This window comes from Lacihabitans sp. LS3-19 (assembly GCF_024343575.1).
GTDB lineage: Bacteria > Bacteroidota > Bacteroidia > Cytophagales > Spirosomataceae > Leadbetterella.
In genome coordinates, this window is record NZ_RJUA01000003.1 from 326,185 (window position 1) to 340,515 (window position 14,331).

Genomic DNA, 14,331 nt, shown 5'->3' on the forward strand with positions numbered 1-14,331 from the left:
GGATAAATTTACTCTCTACTTTTATCCAATTCAGCTTTCTTTTTGGTAGCTTCCTCCAACATTTGATTTAAAGCTGTTTTGTTAAAATATTTTCCTTTTGTGAAAACGCCTGAAATTTTGCTTACGGCATTTATGTCTTCCAATGGATTTTCTTCAAGAATTACCAAATCTGCTATTTTTCCAATATCTATACTTCCAACGGTTTCAAATTTACCCATAAATTTAGCTCCATTCAGAGTAGCTGATTGTAGTATCTCCAAAGGTTTCATTCCGCTTTTTTGAAATAAATCTAATTCCTCGATCAAGCTCGCCGCTGGATATACAAATGTATTCAAAGCAGCACAATCACTTCCAGCTATTATAGTCATGCCCGATTTTTGAACATAAGGCAACTGTTTGGCAATTAATTGATAACGGTCTTTTCTTTGTTGCTTTTGCTCTGGCGTTTCATTGGCCATTCTGCCTATTCTCCATTGATAATTTGACATAAAACGCTTTGTCAAATATTTCTGAAAGTCATCATTTTTATGGTCGTTTTCGTCTAAATAAGCCAACTGCTTTCCACCAATTAGCGTTGGACAAACTGCAACATTTTTATTTGCCAAATCACTATAAGCCTTTATAGCTTTTTCTTGATCGAAATTTTGCAAAAAATCCTTCTCTGCTTGAGCTTTTGTAAGAGTGCCATCTAGTATTCCTTTTTTACTCGATATCTCATCATTTCCTAATCTCAATAAATAACTGGCATGCTCAATAGCAGAGAAACCTTCTTCGGCTAAATCATTTATAGTTAAATCATAAGGAACATGCCCGGTCACTTTATAACCTCTTTTTTTAGCCTCTATCACGCTTTTTAGAAACAAATCGCCTTTTAAGGTATTTTCTGTAATCTTTACAAAATCTACTTTTAAACTGTCCAAATAGTCCAACATTTGGGTCAGTTGTTCTTCGTTTTCTATTTCCAAATCGCCTTTCCAAATCGAATTTAAGCCTTCAAGCTTTCTGCCTGCTGTATAAATCGTTGGACCTAAAAGTTTGCCTTCGTTGATTTCGTCTCGCCATTTTAATACCTGCAAACCCAAATCGCTGGCTGCATCTCTGACAGTAGTGATACCATGTGCCAAGAAAACTGGAAAAAGAGCCTTGTTGTCTTCAACCAAATCTTGCCCTTCTATATGGATATGCATATCCCACAAACCAGGAATAATATATTTACCTTTAGCATCAATTTTCTTGAAGCTTTGTTTTTTGAGTTTTTTGTAAGAATCAATACTTTTAATGGTTTGATTTTCAATAAGTATTGCTCGTTTTTTTGTTATATTTCCCGTTTTTACATCAACTATTTTTGCATGGTGAATCAAGAAAGTTTGATTTTGAGCAGTTGCATTTATGTAGAAGAAACCAAATAATAAAATAAATAGAAATTTTGATTTTTGATGAAACATATTGTCTCTTATTTATAGATTGCGAAAGTTTAAAATTAGTGATAAAAAATGAAAACAGTCAATGATTTGTTGGTTTTGGGAAATCCTATTCTTTACGAAAAATCTACAGAAATACTAAAAGAGGAACTTCCATTGGTGAAATCTTGGGTGCAAGACCTTCATGAAGTGATGGAAGATATTCGAGCGAAATATAATTTTGGTCGGGCAATAGCTGCTCCACAATTGGGCAACATGAAGCGTTTGATTTATATGAATATCGAAAAGCCAAAGGTTTTTATCAATCCTAAGATTTTGAACAAAAGTGAAGAAATGTTTGAAGTTTGGGACGACTGCATGTGTTTTCCTAATCTTTTTGTAAAAGTTATGCGTCATAAATTTATAAATGTAGAATATTTTGACGAAAACTGGGAAAAACAAACAGAAGTTTTTGAAAATGACCTTTCCGAACTTTTTCAACATGAATTTGATCATTTAGAGGGTATTCTTTGTACTATGCGAGCGATTGATAATAAGTCTTTTAGATGGAGGGCGATGAATTAGTTTTGAAATTTGAAATTTTTTATTAATATTCATAAATCTAACCAATTTTAAAATATGGAAACAATCATTGAGATAAGAAATTTACACAAATTTTACGGTTCTCACGAAGTGCTAAAGGGTATTGATTTGGAAATAAAAAGTGGTCAAATAATCGGCTATATTGGTCCAAATGGGGCAGGGAAATCTACTACGATAAAAATATTGACTGGGCTTTTGATAGATTATGCCGGCGAAGTGAAAATTAATGGTTTAGAGATAAAAGATCATTCGCTAGAAATAAAATCATTGATTGGTTATGTGCCTGAAAATGCCATATTGTATGACAGCTTAAGCCCAATGGAATATTTTAGGTTTGTCGGTGGCCTACATCAGCTAGACTTGGATAAAATTAAATCAAAATCTCAAGAATTGCTGCGGGTTTTTGGATTAGCTGATAATAGAAACGAACGTATGACTTCGTTTTCGAAAGGGATGAAACAAAAGGTTTTGCTGATTTCGGGAATGCTTCACAATCCGCAAATATTATTTTTAGACGAGCCACTTTCTGGGCTTGATGCCAATTCTGTAATATTGATCAAAGAGATTTTGAATCAAATGCGGACAGTAGGTAAAACAATATTTTATAGCTCTCATATTATGGACGTTGTGGAGAAACTTTGTGATAGAATTATATTGATAAACAGCGGATTGGTAATTGCAGACGGGACTTTCGAAGAATTGAAAAATGCTCAAAATAGTGCTTCACTTGAGCAAATGTTTAATTTATTGACAGGAAACAACGAACACATCGCTTTAGCTGCTGAGTTTGTAGAAATTATAAAAGAATGAATAAGGTTATAATTAAGTTAATCGGTAAACTCAGATTCTTGTTTTCTAGACCTGACGTAGATTTTGATCAGTTGTTGTTGATTTTAGAAACCAAATTGACGATTGATAACAGGAGGTCTCGGGTGAATTTGCAAGGGCAGGCAGTGAAGGAGAGTAAGTATATTTTTATAAAGCAACTTGCTTTTATTTTTGTTTTATCCAGCTTAATGGCAATGTTTATCATTTTTTTGCCTACTCCTGTCATGTCTTTTTCTATTTATTCTGCATATCTCATGGTCACTATCACTATGATACTTATAACCGATTTTTCTAGCGTAATAATGGACACTTCGGACTTTGTAATAGTTTATACTCGGCCAGTAAGTAGCCGTACACTATTTCTGTCTAGGCTTATACATACTTTTATTTATTTGCTACAGCTATCCCTTGCCATACTTTTGCCTGCAATTATTGTTACTGCGTATAAATATGGCTTTATTACAGCTGTCGTTTTCACTATTTTAAGTCTCTTTTTGGTATTGATGACTTTGTTTTTGACAAACTTATTTTACCTTTTGGTTATGCGTTTTTTTTCTGAAGAAAAGCTGAAAAATATAATTAACCTCGTGCAAATTGGCATTGCAATCGTATTAATGAGCGGCTATAGATTGGTTATGAATTTTTTTAGTTTTGATTCTTTAGAGAATATCGATAATCTTCAGATTGGAGGGTGGCATTTTGTTTTACCACCCATGTGGGTTGGTTTTTTAATGGATACCACCATAACTAGCAAGTTTCAATCAAATACATGGGTTTTACTGGTATTAATTATTGGCATCCCATTGGTCTCTTTGTATTATATGACTTCTAAATTAATCAATGGATTTGGGGGAAGACTAGGTTCTATTGATGATTCGAAAAAAGGGAAAAAGAGCGTTGAAAACAAGAAAGATATTTCAGAATTACTGAGTAAGTTTATTTTTAAATCCGGTGCTTCACGTGCAAATTTCGAGTTTATATGGAAAATGACCAGTCGAGACAGGAATTTTAAATTGAAGACTTTTCCCATGGTTGCCTACCTTCTTATTTCTATGCCCACTATTTTTTTGGTAAACAAAGACAAAAGCTTAAACGGAATGCTAGAATTGGCACAGAGCCAAACTTGGATGGTTTTTTATATGATATATATGACGTCTATTATTATGAATGTAGTGCGTCAAAATGTTGTTTTTTATGAAAAACCTTTGGCTTCATGGGTATTTGCAACCAGCAGTATTAGGAATCCAGGCGAGCTATTTTTAGGTCAATTGTATGCTATAGCCGTAAAATATCTTATGATTTTTTTTATACCTATTAGCTTCATTATTCTCTCTGTTTGGGGGTTTGAGTATTTAGATGATATTTTTTTCGGGATATTTATTGCTATAATTTCCCAACAAGTATTGTATTTATCGATAAAGTATACTTTGCCATTTAGCTTGGCAAACGAAAAGCCAAGCGGTGCTCAGACTATTTTTATGTTGTTACAGATGTTTTTTGTGGGGATTGTTGGGTATCTGCACAATATTATATCACATGTAAGTTATGTTATTTTAATAGGAGATATAATGGCAATTGTCCTCTTGGTAATATTAAATAAAGAGATCAAAAAAATAGGATGGGAGAAGGTTAATATTTGATTCTAATTTTTAAATTGAGTACTTACACACAAATATTATATCAGATTGTTTTTAGTACCAAAAACAGAGTTCGTAGATTTAATTCTAATGGTAGGGCTGAATTATTTAAAGATATAAGGGGGATTTTGAAAAACCATAAATGGCACTTGTAACGAATAAATGAGGTTGAGGACCATATTCACATTATCACCAGTTTACATTCAAGTGTTTCTTGGGTCAATTTGGTATAAGATTTAAAATTAGGAAGGTCTAATTATATAAAGGAAAAAGGTTTTTTTTCAAAGTTCAATGGCTGGCAAAATTGTTATTCTGCTTTTTCATATTCCCAAGATAATTTGATTGAATATTTCAAGAATCAAGAAGAACATCATAAAAAGGCGAGATTTAAAGAAGAGTTAATTTCTCTTCTTAATGCACCTGGAATTGAGTTTGATGAAAAATATTTCGAGTGAATATTTTTTGAGTTAGGTTATAAGACCCCGAGAAGGGTCTAACGAGTACGCAATAAAAATAAATTCTTGGGTATTCTCCAAAAAAGTCCCAAATTACAAAAAAATAAAAAACTCATGCTAAAAAATATATTTGACAAAACTGTTTCTGACGAAATAATTACTAGAATTGACAAGTTAACACCTGAAACGAAAGCACTTTGGGGTAAGATGTCAGTGGATAAAATGCTGGCTCACTGCAATGTAACTTACGAAATGGTTTATGATAACATTCATCCGAAGCCCAATGCGTTTATGAAGTTTTTACTGAAAATGATGGTGAAAAATACTGTCGTAAACGAAGTGCCGTACAAGAAAAACAGCTCAACTGCTCCAGCATTTATTATCAAAGATGAAAAAAATTTTGAAACTGAAAAAGCAAGATTGAAAGCATATATCACCAAAACTCAAGAACTCGGTGCTACATATTTTGAAGGAAAAGAATCACATTCTTTTGGTACTCTGAAAAGCAAAGAATGGAACAATATGTTTTACAAACACTTAGATCATCATTTGGGACAGTTTGGGGTTTAATCAAAATTAGTAATAATGGGTCAAATAAAGATTTTTGGAATTAGAGAACAATTGCATCCAATTAGAGAGAAGGTTTCTGAAATAATTCATGAATGTGTGATGGATGCTTTTCAATATCCAAAAGAAAAAAAAGCACACAGATTCATTTATATTGATGCAGATAGTTTTTATTTCTTTGAAGGCAGAACCGAAAGGCATACAATTATAGAAATTAGTGTTTTTGAGGGCAGATCTATAGAGGCTAAGAAAAAATTGCATAAACTGCTTTTTCAGAATTTTGAAACTGTGTTGGGTATAACAAACATGGATTTAGAAATCACAATTTTCGAAACTCCGATGTACAATTGGGGGATACGAGGAAAAAGTGGCGATGAACTTGCTTTAAATTATCAGGTTGAGGTGTGATAAATTATAATAAATCAAAAGAGCAAAGATAAAATTCCCCCCATTACTCCAAAATCTGAATAACCTTCACCGGACAAGCTTCAGCAGCCCGCTTATTTTCATCGACTTCGTCATAATCTAGCTCTACTTGGTAGATTCCTTTTTTGTCTTTTCCGCCAAGGAGAACTGCTTTTCCGTCTTTTTTTGACATTCGCCAACGGTTGTAGGCTATCTCTACACAGGCATTGCAACCTATGCAGCGTTGGCGGTAATGAAACATCTTAGGCATCGGCAGCTACAATCTTATAGAGTTTGTCCGAAGCACGGATTTTCTCACCTATGGCCAAAGAAATCGTATTTCCTTTTACCGCTTTCTCTACGGAATCTCCAGAACCTAATCTGATTTCTTCAACTGTTGTTTCTATCAAACCTGTGGTTGGCCCAGTTACTATCAGTTTATCGCCGATGTTGATGTCGTGACTTTCCATCAAAAACTCTCCTACGCCTATTTTATCAAAGTATTTTACACCTTTGCCAATGTATATTTTCTTGGTAGTGGCAACTGAGCCATGCACATTGCTCCATTCGCCCATTTTGCGGCCTAAATAATAACCATCCCAGAATCCACGGTTATAAACCGAACTCAATTTCTCTTTCCAAACGGCTATTTTTTCTTGGGTATAGGTGCCTTCTTCGAAAGCATCCACGGCTTCTCTGTAGCATTGTGTGGTGGTATAAACATAGTCAGCCGCACGTCCACGACCTTCTATTTTCAATACTCTCACGCCAGCTTCTAATATTTTGTCTAAGAAATCTATCGTACAAAGGTCTTTTGCAGACATAATGTATTCATTATCAATCTGTAGTTCTATACCTTCTTCGTCAGTTACGGTATATTCTCTTCGGCAATTTTGGATACACGCTCCACGGTTGGCCGATGCATTGTGGGAGTGGAGGCTCAAATAGCATTTACCCGAAACTGCCATACAAAGTGCACCGTGAGCAAAGATTTCTATTTGCAGCAAATTGCCCGAAGGACCTGTGATTTTATTTCTTTCAATGGCTTTTACCATGTCGCCGACTTGCTTAAGCGTAAGTTCGCGAGCCATCACTACTACGTCAGCATAATCTGCAAAAAACTCTACTGTTTCTATGTTAGTGACGTTAGATTGTGTAGAAATATGTACTTCCATGCCTTTTTTGCGGCAATAGTTCATAACGGACAAGTCTGAAGCAATTACAGCGGTTATTCCAGCTTCTTTGGCTTTATCGATTATTCTTCGCATCAACGAAATATCATGATCGTAAATAATCGTATTCATCGTGATATAACTTTTTACGCCTGCCTCACCACAAACTTTTGCCACTTCGGGTAAATCATCCACCAAAAAGTTGTTAGTTTGGCGAGCACGCATATTGAGCTGCTCTACACCAAAATATACCGAGTCGGCACCTGCTTTTATGGCGGCCATCATGGCTTCCCAAGAACCGGCCGGAGCCATTACCTCAAACTTCGTATTTTTCTGCATTTCTTTTTCCATCTGTTTTCCCAACAGAATTTATAAGCGATTAATTTCCAATCCGAACAATAATGCAAAATTAATGAATCATTTTTGTCTTTTATTTATTAATTATATAGAATGTAGCTTATTTAGAAATATAAAAATGGAATTTAGAAAGGCAGAGGAAGGAGATTTAGCGTTGATTTTGGAATTGTTTGAAGCAAATGTACTGGCAAATACAGATTATACGGAGGAGCAAAAAGAGATTTGGGCATCTTCTGTAAATAATTTAGAGATGTGGAAAGGTAAAATAAAAGACAACTTTTTTTTATTGGCTTTTGAAAATGATAAGCTTATGGGATTTAGTTCTTTAGGGCCGATGGATTACGTGGATATGATGTTCGTGCAAAAAGATGAGTTTGGAAAAGGAATTGCCAGTAAGTTGCTTTTAAATATTGAAGAAGAGGCCAAGCAATATGATTTGTCTCAATTGTATGCTGATGTAAGTGTGTCTGCAAGAGGTTTTTTTGAAAAAAGTGGCTACCATGTAGTGAAAACCAATAGAAATATCAGAAAAGGGATACATCTGAAAAATTTTAGAATGAAAAAAGTGTTATGAAAAATGATTTTTTAAACAGCGTAAAGAAGCAGTTTGAATATTATAAACTTTTAGGAGAAAAGACATTTGAGCAAATCTCTGATGAACAAATCAACTGGCAATACAATGCCGAGTCAAACTCCATTGCTATTATTGTAAGACATTTGACAGGCAATATGCTCTCTCGTTGGACGGACTTTTTGACCACTGATGGTGAAAAAGAATGGAGAAATCGTGATGCAGAGTTTGAGGGCGAAATCAAAACAAAAGCCGAATTGATTGAAGTTTGGACCAAAGGTTGGAACTGTCTTTTTGAAACCATAGAAAAACTTACAGAGGAGGACTTAGAAAAGATTATTTATATCCGAAATCAAGGCCACACAGTTTTGGAAGCTTTCAATAGGCAGCTAGCTCATTATCCTTATCATGTTGGTCAGATTGTTTTTATTGGAAAAATGCTCTGCGATGAGTCCTGGACTTCGCTATCAGTTCCGAGGGGAAACTCCCAAGTTTACAATGCTGAAAAGTTTTCAAAAACGAAAGCTAAAGGGCATTTTACGGATGAATATTTGAAGAAGGATTAATTTTCATTAGGATTTTCTTCAAAAAACTCAAATACATATTCGTTTTTGAATTCAATCTCATGTTTCTCTAAAAGGGAAAGATATTCTTCTTTGAATTTTCTTTTGGAATGGTGTTTTTCTTGGTTCAAAATGTATTTGATGATGGTATCTTTTTCACGGTATCCATTTGAGAAAACGCCATATCCATTTTGCCACTCAAATTTCTCTTTACAAAAACCTTTTTCTTTAATAAAATCATTTGAAGATTTTTTTATTTCTCTTACTAAATCGGAAATAAGTTCATTACAATTATAATCTAAGAACAAATGAACATGATCTGTAAAACCATTAACAGCTAATGAATAATGCTCTCTTTTATTAAGTGATCCAGCCATGTAAGCAAATAGTTCGTTTCTCCAAGATTTGTCCAAAAGGGCTTTTCTGTTTTTAACTGCAAAAACGATGTGTAAATAAACTTTTCGATAGGTGTTTGCCATTGTTAATGTGATTTTTAATTGCAAACTATTAAATTTGAACCATTTATGCCAAATTTGGAAAAGAAATATTTATTGCGAATTAAATCTGGGCTATCATAATATGACCCCGCTGGGGTCAATATTCCTGATATGATATTGGACTAACAAAATATGACCCCGCTGGGGTCTTTTTTCTTATTCGATTGATATTAATTTAAAAATATTAGGAAGAAAATTAATAATGATGTCCAAAGAGGGGAAAATTTATTAAAAAAAAAGAAAGCTAAAAAAATAAGACCCCAGAGGGGTCAAATTTTGTTAGAAATAATAAGGTTGTTAATCATCGACCACAGCGTGGTCGGATTATTTCGATAGGTATGGTTTTCATAAATGAGATTAGTTGAATCAAATTTTTGTTGATTTATTTTTTACCCAGCCAAACACCCCTCCAACAATTCCTCAAAAAAACCTTTGTACAAATCCTTTCCAATAAAAACGATTTTACTTTCCCTTATTTCGTCTGCTTCCCATGGTTTGCCACCTGAAATGGATAAACTTTGACCTACTGATTGCAAAATAAGTCGATAGTTTACATCTTTAGCGTTAATGATTCCTTTGATGCGGTACAAACCTCTTGCCTCAAAAACCAAATACCCGAAAAGCCTCATTTGTAGTTCTTTGTCGTTAAATGGCTCGGCAAATCTGAATGTAAATGACTTTATTTTTCCGTGTTTATGTTCGTGCGAATGTGCTTTTAGTTCGTTTTCTTCTATTTTTAAATCAGAATCTCTTACCGTTTCAAAGATTTCTTTCACAGGAAAAACCATTTCTTTTTCTTCAAAAAACTTTAAAAAAGGATTAATTGCAGTAAGTTTTTCTTTGAGTATTTCTATATATTGTGGAGATACTTTTGAGGTTTTATTTAGCAAAACTATATCACTAAAGGCCAGTTGAAGTATAGCTTCTTCGGTTTCTATAAGTTGATCTTCAATAAGTTCTGTGTCAACCAAACACACAATTCGCTTTACTGGGAAATCTTTTTTGATTTCTGAATTTGAAAAAAATGGACTTGCCACATTGGCGGGGTCAGCGATTCCGGTGGTTTCGATAATCAACTCATCAAATTGCTCTTCTTTTTTACTTAGTTCGTTCAAAATGTCGTAAATACCTTCATTTAAAGAACAGCAAAGGCATCCATTGCTCAGTTCAAAAATCTCATTGTCGGGTTTGATTATCAATTCGCCATCTATTCCAGCTTCACCAAATTCATTTTCAACGATGGCAAATCTAGTATCAGGAAGGTTTTCAAGCACTTGATTCAAAAAAGTAGTTTTACCTGAACCTAAAAAACCCGTGAGGATAGTTACTGCTTTGCTCATGCCATTACTGGTTTTTTTCTTATGTCTTGTCTCTCACCAATTTGCTGACGCCACATGGCATAGTAAAGGCCTTTTTGCTCCAATAACTCCTCATGTCTGCCAACTTCTATAATATTTCCTTTTTCAAGTACATAAATCCTGTCTGCATGCATAATTGTACTTAGCCTGTGAGCTATCATTACTGTTATATAATTTCCAGCGGCGGTTACTTCTCTTACAGTTGTGGTGATTTCTTGCTCTGTCAACGAATCCAAAGCTGATGTTGCCTCATCGAAAACGAAAATTTTCGGATCTCTCAATAAAGCTCTTGCGATAGATAATCTTTGTTTTTCTCCACCGGAAATCTTCATTCCACCTTCTCCGATTACCGTATCTAGGCCATTTTCTGCCCTGTTTAATAGATTATAACAAGCAGCTTTTTGCAGTTTATCCAACATCAGTTCGTCAGTAGCTGCTGGATTTACGAACAATAAATTCTCTCTTATGGTACCTGAAAATAGCTGCGTGTCTTGGGTCACAAATCCTATTTGGTTTCTTAATTCGTCTATATTTAGTTCTTTTGAGTCAATTCCGTTGTATAATATTTCTCCAATGTTTGGTTTGTAAAGGCCCACCAAAAGTTTCACCAAAGTCGTTTTTCCTGAGCCTGAAGGCCCAACAAAAGCTAAAGTTTCACCTTTTTTTACATCGAAGGATACATTTTCTAATGCATGGTTATCAGCAGATGCATGTTTAAAACTAACGTCATTAAATTCCAGACTATTTACAACGCCAAGTGGCGTAGGGTTGTTAGGTTGGGTCTCAACAGGCGTATTAAGAAGGTTTTCAAAATTGTTTAATGAAGCTTCTGCTTCTCTGTAAGCCAATATGACATTGCCTAATTCTTGCAAAGGTCCAAATATGAAAAATGAATAGAACTGAAGTGTAAGTAGTTGTCCTACAGTCATTTGGTTTTTAAAAATCAAATACAAAAGAACAAAAAGAATTGTTTGGCGGAGGAAATTCACGAAAGTGCCCTGCACAAAATTTATAGAACGTATCCCCCTTACTTTTTTGAGTTCCAGTTTTAGGATTTTTAAGGTGTTCAATTTTAATCGGTTTATTTCTTGGTCAGCTAAACCCAAACTTTTGATCAATTCTATATTTCTCAATGATTCTGTGGTACTTCCTGCCAAAGCCGTCGTTTCTTTTACTATCGTTTTCTGTATTGTTTTTATCTTTTTGCTCAAAATATTCGTGAGTGTACCCAAAGCAAAAGCTCCAACAAAGTACACTGCTACTAACCATGGATTAATATTTATGGCATAAATAATTACAAATACTATACCTACAACTGAGGTAAAAGCCACGTTTATAAAAACTGTAATGAATTTCTCAGAATCGGCACGAACTTTTTGTAAAACAGAAAGTGTTTCACCACTTCTTTGGTCTTCGAATTGCTGAAAAGGAAGCTTTAAAGTATGTCTTAAACCATCTATGAACACATCAGCACCGAATTTTTGGATGACACTATTCATTACATAATCTTGGAAAGTTTTGGCTATCCTGCTTACCATGGCTACACCTATAATAGCTCCCAAAAGTGTTCCAGCTCCTTTTAGAAATTCCATTTCTGTATAAGTGTCGGGATTTTTAGCAAACCTATCTATTAGTTTACCAAAAAAGTAGGGATCCATTAATGAAAAACTCTGATTGATAGCTGCTAAAACAAAAGCCAGAATGACACCAGATTTGTATTTTGAAAGATACTTGAGTAATAATTTCATAAAAAAGGGAAAGAAAAAGGGGTATAGCAATGTTAACAAGATTTGTATTATTAAAATTCCTGAGGAGATTATTTGATTTTTTAGCGTTTGAAAATCAGTTTTTTACAAGTATTTATCTTAAATATTTATATTTTATCTCGAAAAAATGTAAGTTTTGCTAAATAGATATATATTTGCTAAATAAATATAGATAGATGAATTACCCCCCTTGTCCCAAGTGTGATGCTGAAAATATATCCAAAAATGGCGTGTTAAATGGTAAACAGCGGTATAAATGTCGTGACTGTAACTACAATTTTACGGTCGAAAAAATGGGAAAAAGCATTGATAGTTATTATGTAATCAAGGCACTTCAGCTATATATTGAGGGTGTAAGTTATAGAGAAATCGAACGACTTTTAGGTATAAGCCATGTTTCTGTTATGAATTGGGTGAAAAAATATCAGATAAAAGTACCTAAGCAAAACCTAGTAACTCCTACGTATAAAATATTGAATCATAGGGAGTTAGCTGAATATGTATCTAAGCCACAAAATGTAGAAGGGAAGGGCATGTTGATAACCGAACTAGGCGATAAATTTATGGTGATTCAATGGAATAGAATTACATTCTATTAATTCTATATAGTCTAGTATTTTGGTATTTTTTCTGTTTTTTCTTTTCCCTATATTTTTATACAATATTATTTTTTAGCCAAATTTTCTACTGCTTTTTTTGAATTTCAATTTTTATTATTCCGTTTTGCTGCTCAGATTCGCATTTGAAGAGGTTTTTTTATTTATCTATATTAATTTAGCTTATCTATAGATATTTTTCAATTTTCTGATCCTATCCATAATATTTGTCATCGAATAGTACAACAAAACCTCAATAAATTTAAAAAATGAAAAAAAGTTTTACCAAGATGATGTTTACCCTCGGGATAGCATTTGTTTCGTCGCTCTCCTATGGGCAGGAGAAGAAGCAAGAAAAAGACCCAAATATGTATGGTGCAGGACTTACAGTGAAACTCAACGAGTCTGGTAGTAAGTACGTTAGATTTATTATGTGGCATCAGTTTTGGCTTTCGAGCAATAACCAAACGCCAGGAATGAACTTTAGTATTCGAAGGTCACGAGTGCTTGCATTGACCCAGTTTACACCTCGTTTTTTGGTGCTTACACATTTTGGTTTAAATAGTTTAGGGGCAACAGGAATAACTGGAAATCCAAATACTGCAAGTTCTAGTGCTAGTAATATTTTTCTACATGATGCTTGGGGAGAATTCGCGGTAGTCCCAACCAAAGTGCATGTGGGTGCCGGTTTACATTATTGGAATGGTGTTAGCAGATTATCAAATCAAAGTACACTAAACATTATGACGCTTGACAATGCTGGTGCAGGAACTGCAGATGCTCGCCTTTTTCCATGGGCCAACATCACTACTTCTGATCAATTTGCTAGGCATTTAGGTATTTATGCCAAAGGAACCATAAAGAAATTTAGCTATAGAGTTGCCGCCAACAATGCAAGAAAAAATGTAGGAACTTTGAGTCCAACTGTTCCTTCCATTCAGGTATTAGGAGATGGCAAAAGTTGGTTATATACTGGTTATTTTAATGTAAATTTATTAGATCCAGAATCCGATAAATTGCCTTACTTTGTAGGTTCCTATTTAGGAAAAAAGAAGGTATTGAGTATAGGAGGAGGATTTCATTATCAACCTGATGCTATTAAAACTGGAGCCGTTGATGATAAAGGCGTTTCTCAGTTTTCGAGTTCAGAGGCGATAAGTAGAGTAGGGGCAGATGTGTTTTATGATGCACCTGTTGGTGGCAAAGGAGCAGCAGTTAACCTTTTGGCGTCAATTACTAGTCATAAGTATGGAGCAAATAAAACTTTTAATGCTGGTGGCTTGGTTCCTGGAAATGGTACAATAACCTACCTACAAGCTGGATATTTGTTTCCTTCAAAAACTGACAATCAGCTGATGCCTTATGCAACGTATTCTTATCAGGACATTAAAAGTACGCCAAATACGAGCTATGAGGTAGGTCTTGGTTTGAATTGGTTTATTTCTGGCCACAATGCCAAAATTACCGCTGAGCATAACATTGGCAAAAAAGGAGTTGTAAATGCAGCTACTAACAAAATTACGCGTATTCAATTACATGTTTTTATATAAAATATT

The 14,331-nt window shown here is 34.2% G+C and carries 15 protein-coding genes; 9 read left to right on the forward strand and 6 right to left on the reverse strand.

Features of this window, described 5'->3' with window-relative positions; translation table 11 throughout:
* Positions 1–8: 8 nt before the first annotated feature.
* The gene (locus EGI22_RS05185) at positions 9–1,445 is read right to left on the reverse strand and encodes an amidohydrolase family protein (protein ID WP_255066846.1); all 1,437 of its coding nucleotides are present in this window, start codon (positions 1,443–1,445) and stop codon (positions 9–11) included.
* Between the two features lie 48 nt (positions 1,446–1,493).
* On the opposite strand from EGI22_RS05185, the gene EGI22_RS05190 reads away from it, so the two are divergent.
* The 5 genes from EGI22_RS05190 (at position 1,494) to EGI22_RS05210 (ending at position 5,898) form a co-directional block, all read left to right on the forward strand.
* Positions 1,494–1,985 (forward strand): peptide deformylase, encoded by a 492-nt coding sequence (locus tag EGI22_RS05190; RefSeq protein WP_255066848.1) that lies wholly within the window; start codon positions 1,494–1,496, stop codon positions 1,983–1,985.
* A gap of 54 nt (positions 1,986–2,039) precedes the next feature.
* Complete coding sequence (locus EGI22_RS05195) at positions 2,040–2,813, forward strand: ABC transporter ATP-binding protein (protein ID WP_255066849.1); 774 nt, start codon at positions 2,040–2,042, stop codon at positions 2,811–2,813.
* Positions 2,810–4,471 (forward strand): hypothetical protein, encoded by a 1,662-nt coding sequence (locus EGI22_RS05200; protein ID WP_255066850.1) that lies wholly within the window; start codon positions 2,810–2,812, stop codon positions 4,469–4,471. Before EGI22_RS05195 ends, EGI22_RS05200 begins: the two co-directional genes overlap by 4 nt.
* A 566-nt stretch (positions 4,472–5,037) precedes the next feature.
* Positions 5,038–5,493: a DUF1569 domain-containing protein gene (locus EGI22_RS05205; protein ID WP_255066851.1), complete on the forward strand. Its 456-nt coding sequence runs from the start codon at positions 5,038–5,040 to the stop codon at positions 5,491–5,493.
* A gap of 15 nt (positions 5,494–5,508) precedes the next feature.
* Entirely contained in the window at positions 5,509–5,898 is a 390-nt protein-coding gene (locus tag EGI22_RS05210; protein ID WP_255066852.1) for a tautomerase family protein, read from the forward strand.
* 43 nt (positions 5,899–5,941) lie between these two features.
* On the opposite strand, the gene EGI22_RS05215 is transcribed toward EGI22_RS05210, so the two are convergent.
* Positions 5,942–6,166 (reverse strand): ferredoxin, encoded by a 225-nt coding sequence (locus EGI22_RS05215; RefSeq protein ID WP_255066853.1) that lies wholly within the window; start codon positions 6,164–6,166, stop codon positions 5,942–5,944.
* Positions 6,159–7,418 carry a peptidase U32 family protein gene (locus tag EGI22_RS05220; RefSeq protein WP_255066854.1) on the reverse strand — a complete coding sequence of 420 codons (1,260 nt, stop codon included), beginning with the start codon at positions 7,416–7,418 and terminating at the stop codon, positions 6,159–6,161. The genes EGI22_RS05215 and EGI22_RS05220 overlap by 8 nt, the downstream gene beginning before the upstream one ends.
* A 124-nt stretch (positions 7,419–7,542) precedes the next feature.
* On the opposite strand from EGI22_RS05220, the gene EGI22_RS05225 reads away from it, so the two are divergent.
* Positions 7,543–7,998 carry a GNAT family N-acetyltransferase gene (locus EGI22_RS05225; protein WP_255066855.1) on the forward strand — a complete coding sequence of 152 codons (456 nt, stop codon included), beginning with the start codon at positions 7,543–7,545 and terminating at the stop codon, positions 7,996–7,998.
* Positions 7,995–8,561, forward strand: coding sequence for a DUF1572 domain-containing protein (locus EGI22_RS05230; protein WP_255066856.1), 567 nt, complete (start codon positions 7,995–7,997; stop codon positions 8,559–8,561). The genes EGI22_RS05225 and EGI22_RS05230 overlap by 4 nt, the downstream gene beginning before the upstream one ends.
* Here the strand turns inward: EGI22_RS05230 and tnpA are convergent.
* From tnpA to EGI22_RS05245, 3 genes are all read right to left on the reverse strand, one after another.
* On the reverse strand, positions 8,558–9,037 hold the full coding sequence (gene tnpA / locus EGI22_RS05235) for an IS200/IS605 family transposase (protein ID WP_255066859.1): 480 nt from the start codon (positions 9,035–9,037) through the stop codon (positions 8,558–8,560). The genes EGI22_RS05230 and tnpA overlap by 4 nt on opposite strands.
* Positions 9,038–9,444: 407 nt before the next feature.
* Positions 9,445–10,395, reverse strand: coding sequence for a GTP-binding protein (locus EGI22_RS05240; protein ID WP_255066861.1), 951 nt, complete (start codon positions 10,393–10,395; stop codon positions 9,445–9,447).
* Positions 10,392–12,161, reverse strand: coding sequence for an ABC transporter ATP-binding protein (locus tag EGI22_RS05245; RefSeq protein ID WP_255066862.1), 1,770 nt, complete (start codon positions 12,159–12,161; stop codon positions 10,392–10,394). Before EGI22_RS05245 ends, EGI22_RS05240 begins: the two co-directional genes overlap by 4 nt.
* 194 nt (positions 12,162–12,355) lie before the next feature.
* Here EGI22_RS05245 and EGI22_RS05250 point away from each other — a divergent pair, with 194 nt between their 5' ends.
* Positions 12,356–12,778, forward strand: coding sequence for a helix-turn-helix domain-containing protein (locus EGI22_RS05250; RefSeq protein WP_255066863.1), 423 nt, complete (start codon positions 12,356–12,358; stop codon positions 12,776–12,778).
* 266 nt (positions 12,779–13,044) lie between these two features.
* The gene (locus tag EGI22_RS05255) at positions 13,045–14,325 is read left to right on the forward strand and encodes a hypothetical protein (RefSeq protein WP_255066865.1); all 1,281 of its coding nucleotides are present in this window, start codon (positions 13,045–13,047) and stop codon (positions 14,323–14,325) included.
* Positions 14,326–14,331: the final 6 nt, after the last annotated feature.